At 51.4% G+C, this 18,604-nt stretch carries 21 protein-coding genes; all 21 read left to right on the forward strand.

The features are described 5' to 3' along the window. The first annotated feature begins 8 nt into the window (after window positions 1–8). The gene (locus H6A12_RS11020; protein ID WP_430623639.1) at window positions 9–146 is read left to right on the forward strand and encodes a MarR family transcriptional regulator; all 138 of its coding nucleotides are present in this window, start codon (window positions 9–11) and stop codon (window positions 144–146) included. Between the two features lie 253 nt (window positions 147–399). Continuing rightward, a complete protein-coding gene (locus tag H6A12_RS11025) occupies window positions 400–1,017 on the forward strand; it encodes a TetR/AcrR family transcriptional regulator (protein ID WP_204447842.1) in 618 nt (205 codons plus the stop codon). Between the two features lie 196 nt (window positions 1,018–1,213). Continuing rightward, complete coding sequence (locus H6A12_RS11030; protein WP_204447844.1) at window positions 1,214–2,329, forward strand: hypothetical protein; 1,116 nt, start codon at window positions 1,214–1,216, stop codon at window positions 2,327–2,329. A gap of 15 nt (window positions 2,330–2,344) precedes the next feature. Next, complete coding sequence (locus tag H6A12_RS11035; RefSeq protein ID WP_243415497.1) at window positions 2,345–3,823, forward strand: DUF6138 family protein; 1,479 nt, start codon at window positions 2,345–2,347, stop codon at window positions 3,821–3,823. Next, window positions 3,820–5,202: a DUF6138 family protein gene (locus tag H6A12_RS11040; protein ID WP_204447846.1), complete on the forward strand. Its 1,383-nt coding sequence runs from the start codon at window positions 3,820–3,822 to the stop codon at window positions 5,200–5,202. The genes H6A12_RS11035 and H6A12_RS11040 overlap by 4 nt, the downstream gene beginning before the upstream one ends. A gap of 18 nt (window positions 5,203–5,220) precedes the next feature. Next, on the forward strand, window positions 5,221–6,312 hold the full coding sequence (locus tag H6A12_RS11045) for an ankyrin repeat domain-containing protein (RefSeq protein ID WP_204447848.1): 1,092 nt from the start codon (window positions 5,221–5,223) through the stop codon (window positions 6,310–6,312). 14 nt (window positions 6,313–6,326) lie between these two features. Next, window positions 6,327–7,466, forward strand: a complete 1,140-nt coding sequence (locus H6A12_RS11050; protein WP_204447850.1) for a hypothetical protein — start codon at window positions 6,327–6,329, stop codon at window positions 7,464–7,466. A 61-nt stretch (window positions 7,467–7,527) separates the two neighbouring features. Continuing rightward, a complete protein-coding gene (locus tag H6A12_RS11055; RefSeq protein ID WP_006354163.1) occupies window positions 7,528–7,854 on the forward strand; it encodes a DUF5713 family protein in 327 nt (108 codons plus the stop codon). Window positions 7,855–7,976: 122 nt separating this feature from the next. Continuing rightward, the gene (locus tag H6A12_RS11060; protein WP_345941248.1) at window positions 7,977–8,621 is read left to right on the forward strand and encodes a hypothetical protein; all 645 of its coding nucleotides are present in this window, start codon (window positions 7,977–7,979) and stop codon (window positions 8,619–8,621) included. 24 nt (window positions 8,622–8,645) lie between these two features. Then, the gene (locus H6A12_RS11065; protein ID WP_025543807.1) at window positions 8,646–9,110 is read left to right on the forward strand and encodes a hypothetical protein; all 465 of its coding nucleotides are present in this window, start codon (window positions 8,646–8,648) and stop codon (window positions 9,108–9,110) included. Window positions 9,111–9,129: 19 nt separating this feature from the next. Continuing rightward, the gene (locus H6A12_RS11070) at window positions 9,130–9,804 is read left to right on the forward strand and encodes a hypothetical protein (RefSeq protein ID WP_025543808.1); all 675 of its coding nucleotides are present in this window, start codon (window positions 9,130–9,132) and stop codon (window positions 9,802–9,804) included. Window positions 9,805–9,827: 23 nt separating this feature from the next. Continuing rightward, window positions 9,828–12,260, forward strand: coding sequence for a DUF6892 domain-containing protein (locus H6A12_RS11075; protein WP_204447851.1), 2,433 nt, complete (start codon window positions 9,828–9,830; stop codon window positions 12,258–12,260). Between the two features lie 9 nt (window positions 12,261–12,269). After that, entirely contained in the window at window positions 12,270–13,295 is a 1,026-nt protein-coding gene (locus H6A12_RS11080; RefSeq protein ID WP_204447852.1) for a hypothetical protein, read from the forward strand. 15 nt (window positions 13,296–13,310) lie between these two features. Beyond that, window positions 13,311–13,934, forward strand: coding sequence for a hypothetical protein (locus tag H6A12_RS11085; protein ID WP_204447853.1), 624 nt, complete (start codon window positions 13,311–13,313; stop codon window positions 13,932–13,934). A 41-nt stretch (window positions 13,935–13,975) separates the two neighbouring features. Then, on the forward strand, window positions 13,976–14,836 hold the full coding sequence (locus tag H6A12_RS11090) for an NADAR family protein (protein WP_204447854.1): 861 nt from the start codon (window positions 13,976–13,978) through the stop codon (window positions 14,834–14,836). Between the two features lie 6 nt (window positions 14,837–14,842). Further along, window positions 14,843–15,223: a hypothetical protein gene (locus tag H6A12_RS11095; RefSeq protein ID WP_204447856.1), complete on the forward strand. Its 381-nt coding sequence runs from the start codon at window positions 14,843–14,845 to the stop codon at window positions 15,221–15,223. A 46-nt stretch (window positions 15,224–15,269) separates the two neighbouring features. Next, entirely contained in the window at window positions 15,270–15,971 is a 702-nt protein-coding gene (locus tag H6A12_RS11100; RefSeq protein ID WP_204447858.1) for a hypothetical protein, read from the forward strand. Between the two features lie 14 nt (window positions 15,972–15,985). Further along, on the forward strand, window positions 15,986–16,261 hold the full coding sequence (locus H6A12_RS11105) for a hypothetical protein (RefSeq protein ID WP_243415498.1): 276 nt from the start codon (window positions 15,986–15,988) through the stop codon (window positions 16,259–16,261). 13 nt (window positions 16,262–16,274) lie between these two features. After that, window positions 16,275–17,270, forward strand: coding sequence for a hypothetical protein (locus H6A12_RS11110; RefSeq protein WP_204447861.1), 996 nt, complete (start codon window positions 16,275–16,277; stop codon window positions 17,268–17,270). Between the two features lie 9 nt (window positions 17,271–17,279). Further along, window positions 17,280–17,528 (forward strand): hypothetical protein, encoded by a 249-nt coding sequence (locus H6A12_RS11115; protein ID WP_204447863.1) that lies wholly within the window; start codon window positions 17,280–17,282, stop codon window positions 17,526–17,528. A gap of 58 nt (window positions 17,529–17,586) precedes the next feature. Further along, window positions 17,587–18,546, forward strand: coding sequence for an NTF2 fold immunity protein (locus tag H6A12_RS11120; RefSeq protein WP_204447865.1), 960 nt, complete (start codon window positions 17,587–17,589; stop codon window positions 18,544–18,546). Window positions 18,547–18,604: the final 58 nt, after the last annotated feature.

Raw genomic sequence — 18,604 nt, forward strand, 5'->3', positions numbered from 1 at the left:
TTAACACCATTGCAAAAGATCTGTCGCTCTCCCGCAGCACTGTAAAACGAGCAGTCAAAGACTTAGAAAAAGCAGGTCTTATACGAAAAGAGCCGCACTACCGTGAAAACGGCAGTGCGACCTCTAATCGATATTATTTGCTCTAAAAAATATATTTTCACTCACAAGGGAGTAGTGCGCCTTTTAGGTGGACTGAGGGGCGGTTCATCATGAGCTGCCTTGAAGTACCCACTTTAAGAGAGATTACAGCAGAAAGAAAAAACATTTTATTTTAAAGAACTTATATTTACATTTCATTCACAAATTTAGGATTGCGTTTCTGCATTATTCTAATGTATAATAAAATAAATACTATTTTATGATTCTATATTTTATATTGTTAAATGGGAGCATAAAAAGATGCCGCGAAAATCTTATTCTATTGAAGAACGCCAACGAGTGAAAGAAACATTGATGACTACTGTCCTTCAGTGCATTATAGATAGGGGTCTAATCCATAGCAGCATTGATGTTCTGTGCAGGAAAGTAGGTATATCAAAAACCTTTTTTTACACTTTTTTCTCTTCAAAAGAAGAATTGGTCATACAGGCTCTTCGGTATCAACAACCCAAACTGATCTATTATGCGCAAAGTCTGATGGATGACCCGAATCTTAGTTGGAGAGAGGGAGTAAAAATCTTCCTGAAAAATTGTTGCTATGGAGCCAAAAATGGAGTTGCGGTTTTGTCGATAGAGGAAGAAGGTGAAATTTTTCGCTGTCTCTCTGCGGAAAATTATAATGCCTTTCAACAGGAGCAGATCGTCTTTTACAGCAAGTTGCTTTCCGTTTTCGGACTTCCTGTGAATAGCATTGATCCCCGTTTATTTGGAAATATGGCGCTTAGCATGATGATGGTCTACAAATCAATTCCTGATACTATGCCTTTTCTCTTTTCAGAAGTTGCAGAGGATATGGTAGAGTTCCAGGTCAACGCACTAATAGATGAGATGGAACGAGTCAAAGAAAAAACAAGGTGAACAAAAGATGTTCAGAAATAAAATTTTATATCCTATAAGATTACGAAGTAACCAAATGCATTTGAACCTTAGAAAAAGCCGGATTTTTACAACCGACTTTTGCTTCTGTGCGGCCTTTTCGCGCCTTGCGCCAGCCTGTCCAAGTGATAGTGTGTCGCAGGGCGTTTTTCTATCTTTATGAAAGGAGTCAAAAAATATGAGTTTGAAATATACCTGCCCAAGCTGCGGCACTCCCTTGGGCTATGAGGGTTTGTGCTGGAAGTGTAAGTGTGAGCAGGAACGGAAAACTGCTCTTGCCTGGACACCAGAACAAATTGCCGAGAATCAGAGAAACTTGATTCAGAACATCCAGCGGCTTGGAGATATGGAGGACCCGGAATCTACCGACTTCTGGCAGCTGCTCAGTTACCGTGATGCCATTACCCCGGAGATTCAGCGGGCGGCACTGACCGCAGAGGTGTTCTGGCCCTGCGAGATCTATTACCGTGCCCCGGCAGATGTTCGGGATGGTCTGATCGCCGCTCTGTTAAAAACCGAGAATGCCCATGAAGCGGCCAATCTGATGTGCTGTCTTGCCTTCCAGGGAGATGACAAGGCAATGGAAACGCTGCTGGAATTGGAGCGAAATCCTCGGCCATGGCGCAAGAGCCTCTATGTAGACCCATCTATCTATGCACAATGTGGTGGCTGGACCTTTGACAAAGAAGGGCATCGGACACAGATCAATTTCGATACCTGTTATCCCATGGTGAAGGGTGAGCCTGGCGAAGCAACTCCTGTTCGCATCGGTCGAGTCCGAGAAGATACCTGCCCTCACTGTGGCTGCCAAATGGTGGACATTCTTGTGTTAGATGGTCGAGATGAACGGCTTAAATTTTTGGGGCTGGATGGTATTTTAACTGCCACCTGCTGTTTAAACTGTGTCGGGTTTTTAAAAGGTCCCGCATTTAACAGCTTTACTCTGGACGGCGGCGCAGAGGTATTTCCCTCAGAACTCTTTGACGGTGCGGAAAAAATGGATTGCTATGTGCGACTGGAGGACTACAAAGTCCTCACTGAAAATCCCTTTGTACTGGGTAAAGCACCAGTACCCATGTTTTACGGTTCTGCTTGTGAAGATGTGAATACGGTAGGAGGCTTTGCCAACTGGGTGCAGGATGCGGAATATACCACTTGCCCACACTGCGACAAACCCATGAAATATCTGGCCCAGATCCAGTGGGATACTTTGATGGACGGCACAGAGGGCACACTCTACATCGAGTTCTGCCCTGACTGCCAGATCGTATCCATGCAGCACCAGCAGACCTGATAGGAGGAAATCGCTATGAATTTGCCAAAGTTCAACAGTGCGGACGGGCGCTGTTACTGGATGAAGCCCGAGGTACAGGAAGAACTGCAACCGCTCTTTGACCAGTGTATCCAGGATGCCATTGACGGGAAAATCACGCGGCTTGATGATTCCCACTGGCCGCCGGTAGTGGTCAGCAGTCAAGGTGCACCCTTTGAGGTGTGGCAACTGCTTCAGATATGGACCGAAATACAGCGGGCCGAGACCCTGGATGCGGAAAAGGCCATCGCCTTCAGCGAAAACCTGCGCCGCCAGAGCCGCTGGGGTGAAATTGACCACCATCTACTTGATATGCTGAAACGGGAGCTACAAGAGAAGTATTTTTTTGTAACAGGCGATGAAGATGATCGCTTCTGGGATCGGGAGTATTCCCTGAAACCAGGTATCCGTGCAGAGGAGGTCCCGGAGCCGCTGCTGCGTTTCGCCTGCTATGTGGCGGTGAGCTATAAAGTGTATGGCTTGGACTTTCAGTATCTGGACGCCAATTACCTCTTTGGATTGGTGGAGAAAGTCCGTCCTGATATGGTGAAAAAGCTCCGGGAACACGGGACCGGCAGGCTGCCGCTCTCTCTGCAAAAGAGGAAAACAGAGCACTTCACCGCATCGGCCAACGATGCCTTTGCTGCGATCCGTATTACTGCCAGGGACAATACGGAGGAATGCTGCCGTGAAGTGCTGAACTACCTGTGTGAGCTTCTGGAGCAGGAGGATTTTCCCCGCAGCTATGCGGTGGAGTTCAAAGGACCGGAAAAGAGGTATCTTCCCATCACAGGTCTGCCCAAAAAGGGAGTAAACCAGCTCTTTGCCTGTGCCGTGCAGTACCCCGGCCTCCACCCCCTGATGGAACGGTACGCCCGGCTTGCCATGCGGCAATATGAGCAGTACACCAATCTCAGCGATGAGCAGTGCGCGCTCCCCGGAAGTTTTGCCGTGTTCGCCCTGGGAATGCTGGGGCAAGAGTGGCGGCAGCTGGTATGGGATTATCTCGATCTCTGTGATGATGAGCACTCCCACTTACAGGAAAAATTCCTCCGGGAGTATGTGAAACAGTTCGGATTTACCGCCGATACCGTCCCTGTATTTGTCCGTGGGGTGCTGTCCATGCAGAACATGAAGTATTCCAAGGACTATGCCGCGTGGATGGCAAACGCAGAAAGCCTGGACGCTCTGCTGGAGGCAAAAATCCACCTGTCCGAGATCGTTCCAAGCGGTTTTTCCTCCGACGAGGATGACGATGATGACGAGGACGAGAAACCCGCAGAAGAAACAGAAGCCAGCCCGGAGGAAGTGCTGCAATACGCATGGGAAACGGTCTGCTATGTGATCTGGGGAAAGGGCAGCGCCAAGGGTGGTCAAAAAGTGGTGGAAGCAGCTTCGGAGGAACTGAAAGAGCGTTGCCGACAAATTTTTATTCCGATAACGGAGAGCCTGGAAGAAAGAGGTGGCCTGCTATGAGTTTACCGAAACGAGACGGCGTGCATGGCCGTTATTATCTGATCCATAAACCGGACACGGACCCCGAAGTGCTGGAACAAGCCGATCAGTGCATTCAGGATGTGTTGGATGGAACCGCAAAAGAAAACCATTCCGGCTACCCGGTGGTTGTTCGGAATCAAAACGGAACACCCTTTCTTCCCAGCCAGCTGCTGGAGCGGTACCTGTCCAAACTGCCTTTGAAGGGATTTCCCTATGCGGATGCGGTCGCCTTCTGCGATGCCCTGCGGCGGCTGGCGGGCTGGAAAGAGATTGACCACACACTGGGACAATACATCGAACATCAGGTGCAGGAGCGGTATTTTGAGGTTGGAGAGAAAGAGGATTACTTTTCAGCTTACCCGCCCTGCACCGTGTGGCCCGAGCTGAGGCCGGAGGATGTGGACGAAGACCTGCTGCGCTTTGCCTGCTATGTGGCGGTCTGCTATACGGTGTATGGAGCCAGCTACGACTCTCTCACCACCGAGCACATTCTCGGCCTGGTTTCCCAGCTCCGCCCGGATATGGTGAAGCAGCTGAAAACGAGCGGCAGCGGCAAATTGCCAACGGACATTCAGCAGCGGAAAACGGAGCATTTCACCGTATCGGCTAATGATGCGTTTGCGACCATCCGCATCACCGCCAGGGACTCCACGGAGGAGTGCTATGGGGAAATCCTGGACTACCTGTGCGCGGTGCTGGAGCGGGAGGAATTTCCCCGCAGTTACTCGGTGGAGTTCCGTGGAAAGGAGAAACTCTATCTGCCCATTCCCGGCCTGCCCAAGAAGGGAGTCAACCAGCTCTTTGCCTGCGCTGTGCAGTATCCCAGTCTGCATCCGATTATGGAGCGATACGCTCGTCTGGCTATGCGGGAGTTTGAGTGGTACCAAAACCTCGCGGATGAAGCCTGCGCGATGCCCGGTACTTTCGCTGTGTTTGCTTTGGGGTTGGAGGGAGAACCGTGGGTGCCGCTGGTGTGTGACTATCTGGATTTATGTGATGATGAACATTCCTCTTTGCAGGAGAAGTTTATCCACACCTTTTTCAAGAAATACGGATTTACGGCCCAGACCATGCCTGTCTTGGTTCATGGCGTCCAGTCTATGCAGGGTATGAAACCGGCTAAGGAGTTCCGTACTCTAATTGCCAATGAGGAGAGCCTGAACGCTCTGCTGGAGGTCAAGAGGCATTTAGAGGACTACCTGCCGGAAGAAAATTGCCAGGACAAAAGATCCCAGGACTTTCTCTGGCAAGATGTGCTCTGGGGCATTTGGGGGCAAGCTGCGCAAAATGGCGGCGGTAAGGTGATCAAAGCAGCACCGGCGGAACTGAGAGAACAGTATCAGAAAATTTTTCAATAGGATGGCAGGAGGATTCAGATGAGTGAGGTAAGCTATTCCAATGTACCTCCCATGATGGCTGCCATCAAAAGTGGTGACATAGAGGCGATTCGTTCCCTGCTTCACGCAGGGCATTCTCCCAATGAGCCGCAGTGCTATCAGGTAACGATTGGAGCGCGGCCGCGGGAGGAGGAAACCTCTCCGCTGGAACTGGCGGTGCTGGAAAACCGGATGGACATGGTGCGGCTGCTGATTGAAGCCGGAGCGGATTTGACCCATAACCCGGAAGAATTGCTTTACGGCTCCCTGCGCAGTCGAGACTTGACCCTGTTTTCTTTTCTGATCCATGCAGGAGTCAGAATTCCCGCAAAACAAGAGGACATCTACCGGCTGTTTCTCCATCTGGAAAATCGGCGCGATCCTGATATACTCCCCGTTTTGGACAGGCTGGGTATGGATTTGAAACGATACGGCGGGGAGGCCCTGCGCAGTATGGCGAGCCGGGGGAATCAGATGCTTGCGGAGTATCTGATTCAAAACGGGGCGGACATCAACTATCACAAGCCGGACATGGTGTTCCCCTACGCTTCGACTCCTGTCACTGAAGCTGCACGGCACAACGATTTTTCTATGGTGCGCTGGCTTGTGGAACAGGGTGCAGACATCACCATCCCGGATAAATACGGTGACCGGCCCTACACCGTGGCGGTGCAGAACAAAAATCAGGAAATGGCCGCCTACTTAAAAGCCCTGGAGCCGGAGGGCTGGCATAACGAACAGGAAAAGGTGCGTCAGCTCATGCCTTACAAGCTGCCTGCCAAGCTGGTGGAATATTTGAAAACCGACCCCCTGCGGTTGGAGTTCCCGAAGCAGAAATGGGTGAAGTGGGCGGAACTCTACTCCTTTATGGATGTTCAGGAGATGACCTGGAAGCGGAAGAAACTGCTCTCCCTGATGGCGAAGATGGACAATTACAGCGACTATCTGCTGCTGTGGAGTCCCAGAGATAAAAAACTCTGGTATCTGGACGTTGAGCATGAGGAGTTTCATCCGTTGGCCAAATGGGACGACTTCATTGCAGATCCCGGACGGTATCTGAACAGAATGATTGAGGGCGAGTTTGAGGAATGAGGAGAGAACGCAACATGACTTTGGAACAACTGCCCCCCAAGGGGGTCAAGCGAGAACAGGCCATTTTGGAGTTGGGCAAGGCTGAAGCCAACGGCGAACTGCTTCTCCAGCTTGTGAATATGGAAAAGGGCAAGTGCAAGACGGCTGCTCAGAAGGCTCTGGCGCAGCTGGAGTATGCCCCCGCCGCCCCACTGTGGGCCAAGCTGGTCAAGGGTAAATGGATGGGCAGCCATATCATGGCGGACGCCTGTTCCGACTGCGTGTCGGAGCAGATCGCCCCGGCCATCTTAAAGACCCTCTCCCGGCTGCTGGACGAGGGGGACACAAAGCCCCTGGAAATCGAACAGTTGAACTTCTGTCTCCATCTGATGATGGGGAAAGCCTCGCTCAAAATGCTGGAGGTCTACCGCTTCCTGGCAGAAAACGCCCAGCGGCTCGCCCGGCTTAAACGCGCGCCTGTTTATCCGGATGACGACTGCACCTCTTGGTGGATTACGGACGGACTTCGCATTTGGGATGCCACACCCAGGGAAAAAGAGAAAATTCCCGCTGTGGTGCTGACCGCCTCCCTGATCCGCAACCCGGATGAGCGGCTGCAGGCATTGGCGGATGAGCTGAACGAACGCTGCGGCGGCAGCTGGCTGATCCCGGTCTTTATGAAGGCGATTCTCACCCAGCCCAAGGAGCAGGTGTATGAGACCTATTCGCCCCTTTTGGGGACTCCAAAGGCGAGCTATCTGTTGAACGCCCTGGGGCTGCTGGATTACCGCAGCTATCCGGAGGACTGGGCCTTTGAACGCTCGGGTCCCGACGGGCTGCGCGCCCTGATTTTCTGGGGTGATTACAGCTATGGGACCTATGACACAAGGTTTACGATTGAACGCTATGTGGAGCTGGATGAGCGGTGGCTCTTTGCTCTGGCAAAAGACCCGGAGGGCAAAAAGCCCGCGGTGACATGGCAGACCTATAACCGGGGCGGTGTGCTATACGGGAGCTACGACGAAATGCTCATCAGCCTGCTGCCCCGCAAAGTGGAGAACCCAGAACTCAGGCGCGCCCTGCGGGACTACTTCCGTATTCGCAGCGAAAAAGTGAGCGTGGAAGAAAGTATTACTGTTTACAAAGACGCTGCTGAGCGGTTTGGCGGTGAGTGAGAAAAAAATATCAAGAAGGCAAGTGCCTGAACTGTGAACTACGAAGAAAGGAAGACACAAAATGAAAACCTTTGATCCCGATTACAAACTGCTGGACGAGATGTATCAGGATGATTACTATCCAGTTTTTCTGGTAGACAAGGTAAAGGACGAACTCCAGAAGGTCATCGACCTGCTGGAGAGCGGCGAAACCGACACCGAAGTGGTGCAGGAAAAGCTGGACGAAGCAGTTTGCGGCATCAATGACCTCCAGGACGAATTTTACGAGAACAACAGTGAGATTGAAACGGTAGCCCGGGACTGCATCGGCGTCACTGTAGACTACATTTTGAAGTGGTTTGGCATTCCGATTGACATGGAGGAGGCTATCCGGGAACGGGACTGGTGACTTTTATGAAAATGGAGCCCTCTTTTTGCACGGCGGTCTTTTGGCGTGGCGGAGAAAAGATTGATCTAAATGGACAAAAACCAGATGCGGTACGGTGTCTGTCTGTGACGGGAGAGCGGAAGGTGAATCTGTCCTTCCTGCGAGATTATCCCAATCTGGAGGAACTGACCCTGATGGAAAAGTGTGAGGGTGTAGAAGTTCTCTCCGAGCTAAAGCAGCTTCATACACTGTCCCTATGGCTGTCGGCCCCTGTTTCCTGGGACAATGTTTCTCTCCCCGGCCTGCGTGTTCTCCACCTGCGTGGAGAAAAGAATGGCGACATCACCCCACTTCTCACCAGCATTACCTATCTCCATTTGGAGGAAATGCGGAAAACGGAAGATCTTGCCCCTTTCCTGACTCCGGCGACCCGGCTTCAGAAACTCTATCTCCAGTCACTCCCAGCTGTGCAGGAACTACCGGCTCTGGATGGGCTTCCTTCCCTTTATGCCCTGAAACTCTATGAGCTGCATAAACTAAACGATTTGTCCGCCCTCTCCCACAGCCATTTGCGCTGCTTTGCCGCCTCTCTGATCGGGGATAAACTCTCCGCCCAGGCGCTGGCAGATGCTGTGATGGCGATTCCCAATCTGGAGGCAGCCGCGCTCCAGCTGGCGGATCGCTCCGAGCGGCGCTATGGCAGCATCCAAAAAGCCTTTGCCGCCGCTGGGAAATCCGCATTGCTGCGGGAGGAAATCAGTGCTTTGACCACATGGCTGTCGCTGTAACCTGGGGATTGGGGCAAGAATGATATGGAACAGTTTTTTGAACATTCCGATTTGGGATTGGGAGCACTGACCTTTCAGAAAGGACCAGGGACCATCCACTGCTGGACTGGAAGAATCGCAGACACAGAGATCCTGTTTTCCATTATTTTGAACACATCTGAACTCCGGTCGGCAAACCTGGATTTTATCCGTTCTGTGCTTCAAAACTGGCGGGAGTATCTTTCAAAAGCGGAGCATGAGATTCAGGCGCAGATTGGTAAAAGCCCTGAGAAGTTTGGATTGCAGCGCGCTCCATTCCCTGAAACGGAGATTCCCGCCGAGCAGCCGCAATTTCTGTTTTATGATGAGACAGAATGGGGCCTGCACTTTGAGATTTGTACCCTTCCTGTGGGGGAGCCATTTGGACTTATGGTTGAGTTTTCAGGGGATACGCCAACGGATGTATATGGCTTGTCGGAAGCGGAAGAAATAGAAGCGGACATGGAATAATATAAAGGAGCCGATCAGATTGTGTGAGAATGCGAAAATTCTTTGTCCTTACTGTTTGACGAGAGAAATTGACCCGGCACAGGCGATATGCTCTGCTTGTTATTCAAAAGAGGATAAATGGGAGCGAGGCAGTTGGGATGACTTACGCAAGCGCAAGAATGCCGATGAAATCCAGATGTTTACCATAGCCAAAAAAGTAGATGAAGCGTTCCAGATACCAGAAAATGAAGCTTATGCCTGTATAGAGAAACACGAAATGATTCAGGCTGAGGCCTTGGAACGGGAAATGGAGGCTTTTCACCGGCGGCGCATCCTTTGTATGGTGGAGATATTTTCCAAGATTGATTGCGGCATCCTCTTTTCTGGCTATGTAGAACTGGATACCTATTTTAAGAATGTGTGGGATTATGCCCATCAGCGCATTGCCGCAGAACAGCTCAGAGAGGTTCAGGAGTATCTGCGGTCACAGATTCCATGGAAATCCCTATCCAGTCAGCGGATGGATCTGGGGGCAGAACTTCTCAACTTTTGGTGCGGAGAAGATGAGTTGGATTGGGGCTATTCTCAATATTTTGAGATTGCAGCAGGTAATCTCAAGCCGTTTCTTGCAATGACCTTATTCACAGAGATTCTGTGTAAGCATTTTCCAGATGTAATGTCTGCGCCAGTCAAGCGGCTGAGCAGCAAACTTTGAGGCACTAAAAAGGGGGTACTTTCATGCCAGACTGGGCACAAATCATATCCGATGCGCTGGACATTCTAAAATTTGACGGAGCCGTACAGGACACTCTGGCGGAACTTCGAGGGAAATGGGGCGCACAGGTCCCGGCGCTGCTGGATGAACGCTTTGACGCCATCGGCATCCAATATATGAAATTGCCCCATGAAAAAGGAGCGGCGGCCTTGGGGCAGGAACTCTCTGCCTTCGGCTGGGCGTTGTATAACCTGGACGATGAGGACGAGTATCTGTTTGCCTTGATCCCAGAAGAAGAACGCAACGAATGGGAACGCTACTGCAAAAAGCAGGGGCAATATTGCCACCTGATGAAACAGCAAGGGCGAAAATGGGGCGACCATGCCAAGGAGCAGGACCCTGGGAAGCTGATGCCCTGCGAGGAGTACATACTTCAGGATGAGTACGATTATTTCTTCAACTCCCTGGCGGGTGATTTTGCGGCGGGCGAATGGAAAAACCAGGATGCAGAAGAATGGAAAAACGGCTGTGTGGCCGATCTGCGCCAGCGTCCGCCCCAGGTGACCCGCGCCCACAGTTTGCCGCATCTTGGGTGCCTCACTTATTCCGCAGAAAATGGACTCTATGCCGCGTCCAGAGCCGCTGGCAGCGGGACTATTGGGCGGGCATTACTGAGCAAGAATCCGGCTACCCTCAACTGGTTCGAGCCGTCCCCCATTGGATATGACGGTCCGCCCCGGACCCTGTGCTGGGCTGACCATTCGCTCTGGGTGGGTGATCCCACCAACGCTACACGGATCGAACTGACTGACCGGGGCACCTGCCAGGATGTGAAAAACTGGATTCTGCCGGAAGATGGATGGAGCACCAAATACCATTGCGGCATTACGACAGACGGGCTGGGTCGGGTCTACTTTTCCAACGAGTGGTACAAGGGGCAGATTTACCACTGGGAAAACGGCAAGGTAACAAAACACCCCTTCTCTCTGGATGGATACGACCATCTCTCCGAGGCCGTTCCTGTTCCCGGCACAGGTCGCATTACCATGATCCACGCAGTCAGCGGCAAGGGGCGGATCGAAGAATGCCTGCTGGAACTGGATATGGACACCGGGCGGTGCCGCATCGCCTCCCTGCCCGGAATGGGCGAGGGGCTGAAACTTCGCTGGTTTACCGGGGACTGGCTGCTGGTGCAGGGAAACGGCGAAATCCTCTCCGATGACTTTGCCCAGCTCATCAATAGGAACACCCGTGAAGTGCTGCGTATCCGTCCGGGAATGTTCGGCGGGGAGAAAATGCAGCACATTGGAATTCTCATCGATGGCACGGTGGTCATCGTCACCCGGCGGGATAGGGTTGGACCGGTATTTCGTTATCCCATCGACCTCTGGGGCTTTCTGCGGACGGCAAACAAGCCCAAAAAGCTGGAATGGCGAGAGTACAAAGAAGTGTACCCGAATCTGCCCATCTTTCTACCGTCCAAGGCCACGGAGCGAAAAATCATTCTCAAAAAAGACAGCCTGACCATTCTGGGGTCGGTATTTACGCCGCCGTTTACCATGTCGCAGCTTTCGGAAAAGCTGGGGCCTGCCCGCATTGTCCTGCAAAATGGAACACGAAAAAGCCCCATTACAGGCCGAGAGAGTCCCTATACCCAGGCACTTGCTTTGTGGGACGAGCTTGGACTCCAGGGCTGGTTGGATGAAGATGAGCAGACCATCAAAACCCTTGGTGTCCGGGTAGCGGCACAGGGAGATTATGCGGTCCGGCAGACATTTGACGGAGCGGTTTGGATCGGGTCCAAGGACTACCGGGAGGCCATCTGGAAGGATTTCGCCGGATTTGCCCATACCCTCAAATTAGGCGGCTTTACCGTTTATACCCGCTTGCCGGGTGTTGTTTCAGAGGAGCAGTCAGCGCAGAAAGCAAAGCTGGAGGCCCTCTCCGCCATGGTGCAGATCAGCTGGAAAGAGCCAGAGCAAAAGGCGGCGAAAGCGCAGAAATACAAGTTATCCAAGCCGACGGAACCAGTGCTGCACTTTGATACCTTCAACTTCAAGCTGGCGGTCATGGAAGTCCTGATGTACGAAAAAGGCTTACTGGCTCCTAAACTGGATGCCCATGCGTTTGCCAGAGAGTATAGCCGACGCAAGATCGACATTGACGCGGAAGGGTATGAACCTATTCCGGAGATCCGCAAGTGGCTGGAGAAATACCCTGTCCCGGAGCGGCTGGCCCGGTCGGTCACAGAAATCGAGATGGATGGCGGCAGCGAGATTTATACCCAGCTCTGTCCGTTCTGGGATGGCGAGGATGGAGCCTTTGATCTCAACACCATTACCGAAGCGGAACTGCGCCAGTTCCCCAATCTCAAGCATATGACCCTCATGTCCTCCAAGCCGGAACAGGTGCTGCCGGTTCTGGAACGGTGCAGTATCAAGGCAGACTTGCTGTGAGGTGAAAGTATGAAAGCGAAACTAAAAGTGATAAAGAACTGGGAGTTCGAGGAATTTGAACTGACGGGAACTTCCTTCAAATACAGCCCGACTGGATGCAAAGGTATGGTAGCCCGCAGCGAGGATGAAATTGTGTTTTGGACCTATCATCTCACGCAAAAGTGCAGCGGCGTTTTGTGGGTCAAAGGCGAAGTTTCCAGGTGGATTCCCAGCCCGGAGCCGAAAGAGCAGCAAGATGTTTGGGAAGATCCTGTCTTGCTCTCATGCGACAGAGGAATACTGTTGGTTTGCCCAGCCAGTAAATCCCTTTGGTGGATGCCGAAGATGGATGGAGAGTGGATTACGATCCCCATGGATAACTGGTGTGCCCAGGGTATTCCCAAGCCGGTGGCAGTCACCGGAAGTCAGAGCGTTTTCCCTATTGTGTGCCGAGTGGACAACTCCGCTGATGCGACCAACAGTTTTACCAGCCTGACGGTAGACTTTGAAGCCACGACTGCACACTGGGCAGAAAGCGGCTCTTGCGTATACAGCAAAGCAGGAACCCGACAGACCCATTTGGCGGCTGTAGAGCGTGCTGGCGGAAATTTTGCCCAGGCAGACTTTCACTACAACTATCCTATGATTGGCTCCATACTGGAACAGAATGGACAGTTTTATGCCTTTTTGGAAAGCAGCACCATCAATCCGGCAGGTCTTTCTCTCATGGGCTACTATTGGTATCTGGAACTGGAGGAAAACGGACTATTCAAAAAGAAACTGTGGGGCAAAGATAATTTAAGCCGCCTGCCCGGAAAACACGGGATGCGCGGAAAATTCTCCGGTGACAGGACTTACCTGATCCTATCTCCCATTTTTAAGAATGATGACTGGAAGGGTAAACAAAAGGTGCTGCGCCTTTCGGATTTGGTGCTGATCGACCTTGCCATGCCCCGTGGATACGCTTCCTTCCATGTGCTGGATGTATGGGGAAACCGGGCATTTCTCAGCGATGAGAAAGACAAGCTGATTCTTTGTGAAATGACTTTGGAGTAGTTATGGGGGCTGAGTATGCTTTTCAAGAAAAAGATTGTATTTACGGAAGGAATGAACGAAACACTTCGCTCTTTCGATGAAATACCCTGGTTTTCCTGTTGTGGAGTTCCGTATGATAAACCATCGTATTACCCGTATCTTCAGGAAAAGGACCCAAAACGAGCAGAAAAACTACTGCTGCATACAAAGAACTACTCAGGAACCGTCTGCCTTACAAATTTGTTCAAAGAAGGCATTTGTCGTGCAGATACCTTTATTCTGCAAACGGCTGGGTGGAAGTTTTACCAGAATGAATTTATGCCATGTGTGGAGGCCAGTTGGCGCACTTATGAAAAAAGAGCATCGAAGGCAAATGGCCTCGATCTGAACTCGGCGGAAAAAAGATTCCTGCGTGATTGTGGCTTTCCTGACAGCATAGATCTTCAGTTGTGCCGAATGGTGCAATATTTACTGGTTGAACAATACTTCCTTGAAAGGTTTCCTCAGTTCCCTCTATTTTTCAGCCGGATCATTGATATTTACAAGGATGGGCATATCGTGCTCGGCTGGAATGGAAGATTTGCATCGCATGAAACGAATCCGGAAAATGAAAACGGAACCCCAATCTTACCAACAGACGGAAGTTTGATTATATGGTAGGAAAACAAGAACTTAATTGCTGTGAGACGAGGGAAAATGATATGGCACTACAAGATAAGAAAATAATGCCTCCCCCTTGGCTGACCCACCGTGAGATCGAACGATACTCTATTGGCTGGCGCATGGGCTATGGTGAGGATTACATATACCGATTTGGCGATTGGCTGGACACTCTCTCGCCGGATGAGCGGACGGAATACCGTACCCTGTTTCCAAAACCAATCACCTGGAAGGGCTGGTGGGATGACGAAGATAGCAGCGAAGTGCTGGAACATGGGGACTTCTGGGTGAATGCGTGGCAGCCGGAAGGAAGCCCTAAGTACACCCGTCAGTGGCTCCAGCAGGAGTTTACCGCTGGGAAAAAGCGAGAGCTGTGTCTGTTCTGGGGTCATCAGCCTGTCGAGGACGGTCAACTGACAAAAAGCTGCCTCAGCCAGTGGTGGATGGAGGATTTCTGGTCCGTTGCCAATACCTATCTTTGTATGGAGCAGTATATGATGGCAGGCAAGGCGGAACTGTTCGGTGATAGTGAAATCCGGGAGCAGATATTGAAATGCAGCGACCCGAAACAGATCAAGGCCCTGGGCCGCAAGGTGCGGGGTTTTGACCAGAAGGTATGGGACAAGTTCAAATACGCCATTGTATTGAATGGCAACTGGTGCAAATTCAGCCAGAACCGCGACCTGCGGGAATTTCTCCTCTCCACCGGAGATAGTGTGCTGGTGGAGGCCAGTCCCTACGATAACATCTGGGGCATTCGGCTTTCAGCCAACTCCCCCGAGGCGCAGGACCCAATGAAGTGGCGGGGGCAAAACCTGCTGGGCTTTGCTCTAATGGAGGTACGGGACGAACTGCGCCGGGTCACGCAGAATGAAATGTTGTGCAACTGGAACTCAGTCTGAGGTAAAATGATGGAATTATTTGCAAAAAGCATGACTTGGGAGCTGGACAATGAGGAAGGACTGTCCTGCCTGTTCTTTGAATGGGAGAAAGGTTACTTTACACTCTCCCGCAAGACCGGTGCGGAAGAACTCCGCTTGGAAATGAATGATCCAGCCAATGGTCAGTTGATTGACCCGGACTGTTTTGAATATGCCCTTGATCATACCAGGTTTTGTCTAAATATCGTGCGGAACAACCGAAAGGTTCTGCGGTATCTGGAAGAACACCACATCAACACGAAGTTGTATGGAGAAATCATTCTTCACTACACTCCTCTCAGCAAGCCACAGCTTGAATCATTATCTGCCGTGACTCTCAGACTGTTTTTCGGTGAACTACTTTTTTAGGCAAAAACAAAAGTGTCGTTGGCAAAAATCATGAGAGGAGATAACTATGGTTAAAATTCATCGTATTTGGTTCAATACGGAGAGAATAGACAGAGAGGATCATTACAAAATCACATTATTCAGTCGCCCTCGTGTATCTATTCATGTGGACGAGTACATTTGGAGTTTCATCGAAGAAAACATTGTGAAGCCACACAAGCTTATGCGCAGTGAGAAGCATGGGTATCTGTTGGACATTTCGTTTGATCAGTTTGACCCGGCAAAACACCGATATTTTCCGCTTTCCTCATACAACGGCTTGCTTCGGGAAGGGATCGAGATGGACAGCGCAAACAGAAGCTATTTCCGCGAGGATTTTGCAGGCGGCAAGGATCGGACTACCTGGTTCTCTCCGAATAAAATATGGACAAACTGCGGCGACAAGGTTCTAAATGTGGACATCAAAGCTGCCAATGTGAGTGAGAATATCACCCCCAGGGAATACACAGATTTGCTTTTCGATGGAATTGGAGCGGCCTTGGTGTTCAATTTTAAAAGGCTCAAGCGCGAGGAGTTTGATGAGCTGAAGCCCAAGATTGACTGGAGCATCGTAGAAAGTTTCCCCTTTCCCGCCCCCTTTGAGGAACAGCGGTACATTGGGGATGAAGGCGAAATTCATGTGTATTCCTGGGATGGCCGAAAGGAAACGACCCATGTTGGTCCCTATTCCGTACGGAAGTTGTACCTGGAGCACTTCGGAGAATCGTGAGGAGGAATTTTACCGTGCAAGTCTGGTCAAAAATGGATTTTGGCGCTGGAGAGATTATCTTTTTGGATATCACGCAAAAAGAAGATATGCTGCAAGTGGAATATCCGAACTATTTTCTGCTTTATATGGGCTGGTATCAGGACAGATACATCATTTCTATCATTCAAAATTTTGATTGGACGCATCCAGTCCAGCAGTATGAAACGGCGGAAAGGAATCAGCTTCCCAAGCTGTTGACGGAGGCGGTTCGCCTTGTGGAAAAGGAATCACAGTCTGCCGGAGCAATTTGAAAGAGGTCTTGTTATGAACGAGAATTTATTTCGCCCACAATTTGATAAATTGAAACTGACCGAAAAGCTCTGGCTGATGCAAACGCTTGCGGCGTGTTATCACTTGGCATTCAAGGAACTATACGCCTTTTCCCGCTGGGGACAAAGCTGCACCACCGGCCTGTTTGAAAAAGGTGGCCGGGAGTTTGTCTTTGTTCCAGGCGATACCGTGATTCTTGGCTGGGAGGGCTTTGTCCAAGGGATGGACAAGGCCAACCAAGAGGAACTGGCAGATATGTTTGCAGAAATCGAATATGAGGGCACTGCGGAGGAATTTCTCCGGCAGGGCATGACCCCAGTACGCCAGGCGACCATCGGCCCCATGTTCGTGGGCCGGAAGCTGGAGGAGATTGGCTGGGAAAGCGTGCCCATGAACGACCCCCGCATCACCGCCCATCCCGATTGGCTGGAGGATTTGCAAAAACTGGCCGGCCAGAGTCTTGAGATCAACCAAACAGTCCGCTTTGAACGCAATGGTGATAGCTGGCGAGCGTGGCTGTGCCATCCAATGACCTACCCGGAGTTTCAGCGATCCCTGTTGTGGGAGATGGCAGCCAGCCTTCCCACGCCGGATGAGTGGGCCTATCTGTGCGGAGGCGGATGCCGCACCCTGTTTCCTTGGGGCGATGGGCTGGACCGCAAGATGAAACTGCACCACTTTGAAGGCTCGGAGGATCAGAGCAAGCCATACGACATGGAGCAGCCCAACTTCTTTGGCCTGTCTATTGCCTACGACCCTTATAAGCGGGAGCTGGTAGACGGGAAAACATTGACCACCTGCGGCGGTGACGGCGGCTGCAATATCTGCGGTGGTACGGGGCCTTTGCTTGGATATTTGCCGTGTTCCCCTCACTGCAAACCGGAGGTTCGGGAGGATAACGAGATCCACAATGACTATGACTTTTTCCGTCCTGTTATCCGGGTGCAGACATCCGGGTGGAGAATGGGTTCGCCCGGAGATGAGAGGTGATATTACCAAATGATCGATGCAATTATGAAAATCCACACCACTTCTTCTTCGGTTACATTTGAATGTGGTGATATTGCCATTATTGGAAACGGTGAGTTTCGGGCTTCATCAGGAAAAGTGGATGGTTTTATCCTGTATGCCGACACCTTGCACTATGAAAACGGAGCAAAGCTCTCACAGAATGAACAGAAAAATTTGAAATATTTATATCAGCACTTTATATTGAACCATGAAGATTTCATAGACTGGGATATTTGAAAAGAGATTTTCGCATGAAATGGTAACAGTATAGAGCGCAGGAGTAAGGAGGTAAACTATGGAATGGCCAAAACGGGCGCGGACAGCGGATTGGGAAAACGGTGTCCTGGCCTTAGATAGAGAGAAGCAATTTGAAGTCCCGGAGCTGACCGCAGAGATCATGGAGCGGCTGGCCGGCTACACCCTGGTGGGATTCCATGTGAAGGGCTGTCCGGTATCGGATGAACTGCTTACACCCTTTGCCGGGCATAAAAGCATGGTCAATTTCGGTGTGGAGGACGGCGCACTCACGGATGCCTGTTTTCCCATCTTTTCCGCCATGCCCAAGCTGCGCTATTTGCTGCTGGACGGCAACGCCGCCATCCACGGCGGCGGCCTGTCCGCCCTGCGGGAATGTAAAATAGATCTTCTTACCCTCAACCGCACCGGGCTGGACGATGCCGGGCTGCTCCAGGCGGCATCTATCCCCAAGCTCTCCCACATCCAGCTCGACCACACCGCCGTTACCTATGAGGGCCTGCTGGCCATCGCCGGCAACAACTACATCAAGCCGGTGGCCCATATGCAATTCACCCAGGAGCAGATGGAGCACTTCTCCCAGCTTCAGCGGGAGAAGGCGAAAAAGCCCGCCCAGCTGGATGAGCAGGCAGAGTCGGAATGCCGCAGTGTGTTGTCCGCTTTCTTTGCCGAAATGACAGAATGGGAGCAGTACATGGAGCAGGTTGGGTTTGAGGATGCCGAGGCTGTGCCCCGCCTGCTGGCGATCTGGGAGAAGTATGTGAGCGAAAAGCCCCGTCCGGGCTACCGGCCCTTGGGTCTATCGTACAGCGCCCAGGGCACCTACAACGGGGAAGAATTCCTGGACGCGGAGCAGATCACTAAGAACAAGCTCTACATCTACACCAGAGAGAAAAGCACCGGCTTTGACCGCCGCTTCCTCATGAAGCGAGTGGGCGAGGAATGGAGGATCGACGCGGTGCAGGAGCGGCTCGACGGCTGGCAGCGGACAGGATTGTAAGAAATATGAAGTAGGAAAATAAGGTCACACAGTTGTGGCCCTTATGTTTTGCGGAAAC

Origin of the sequence: Merdimmobilis hominis, from assembly GCF_016901855.1 — a bacterium.
Lineage (GTDB): Bacteria > Bacillota > Clostridia > Oscillospirales > Ruminococcaceae > Paludihabitans.

What these genes read in the sequence shown, in the direction of transcription:
- H6A12_RS11100 (WP_204447858.1), top strand. Translation starts at nt 15,270, where the DNA reads ATGGTTAAAATTCATCGTATTTGGTTCAATACGGAGAGAATAGACAGA.
- H6A12_RS11080 (WP_204447852.1), top strand. Translation starts at nt 12,270, where the DNA reads ATGAAAGCGAAACTAAAAGTGATAAAGAACTGGGAGTTCGAGGAATTT.
- H6A12_RS11095 (WP_204447856.1), top strand. Translation starts at nt 14,843, where the DNA reads ATGATGGAATTATTTGCAAAAAGCATGACTTGGGAGCTGGACAATGAG.
- H6A12_RS11050 (WP_204447850.1), top strand. Translation starts at nt 6,327, where the DNA reads ATGACTTTGGAACAACTGCCCCCCAAGGGGGTCAAGCGAGAACAGGCC.
- H6A12_RS11030 (WP_204447844.1), top strand. Translation starts at nt 1,214, where the DNA reads ATGAGTTTGAAATATACCTGCCCAAGCTGCGGCACTCCCTTGGGCTAT.
- H6A12_RS11055 (WP_006354163.1), top strand. Translation starts at nt 7,528, where the DNA reads ATGAAAACCTTTGATCCCGATTACAAACTGCTGGACGAGATGTATCAG.
- H6A12_RS11090 (WP_204447854.1), top strand. Translation starts at nt 13,976, where the DNA reads ATGGCACTACAAGATAAGAAAATAATGCCTCCCCCTTGGCTGACCCAC.
- H6A12_RS11120 (WP_204447865.1), top strand. Translation starts at nt 17,587, where the DNA reads ATGGAATGGCCAAAACGGGCGCGGACAGCGGATTGGGAAAACGGTGTC.
- H6A12_RS11035 (WP_243415497.1), top strand. Translation starts at nt 2,345, where the DNA reads ATGAATTTGCCAAAGTTCAACAGTGCGGACGGGCGCTGTTACTGGATG.
- H6A12_RS11025 (WP_204447842.1), top strand. Translation starts at nt 400, where the DNA reads ATGCCGCGAAAATCTTATTCTATTGAAGAACGCCAACGAGTGAAAGAA.
- H6A12_RS11040 (WP_204447846.1), top strand. Translation starts at nt 3,820, where the DNA reads ATGAGTTTACCGAAACGAGACGGCGTGCATGGCCGTTATTATCTGATC.
- H6A12_RS11045 (WP_204447848.1), top strand. Translation starts at nt 5,221, where the DNA reads ATGAGTGAGGTAAGCTATTCCAATGTACCTCCCATGATGGCTGCCATC.
- H6A12_RS11075 (WP_204447851.1), top strand. Translation starts at nt 9,828, where the DNA reads ATGCCAGACTGGGCACAAATCATATCCGATGCGCTGGACATTCTAAAA.
- H6A12_RS11065 (WP_025543807.1), top strand. Translation starts at nt 8,646, where the DNA reads ATGGAACAGTTTTTTGAACATTCCGATTTGGGATTGGGAGCACTGACC.
- H6A12_RS11110 (WP_204447861.1), top strand. Translation starts at nt 16,275, where the DNA reads ATGAACGAGAATTTATTTCGCCCACAATTTGATAAATTGAAACTGACC.
- H6A12_RS11115 (WP_204447863.1), top strand. Translation starts at nt 17,280, where the DNA reads ATGATCGATGCAATTATGAAAATCCACACCACTTCTTCTTCGGTTACA.
- H6A12_RS11085 (WP_204447853.1), top strand. Translation starts at nt 13,311, where the DNA reads ATGCTTTTCAAGAAAAAGATTGTATTTACGGAAGGAATGAACGAAACA.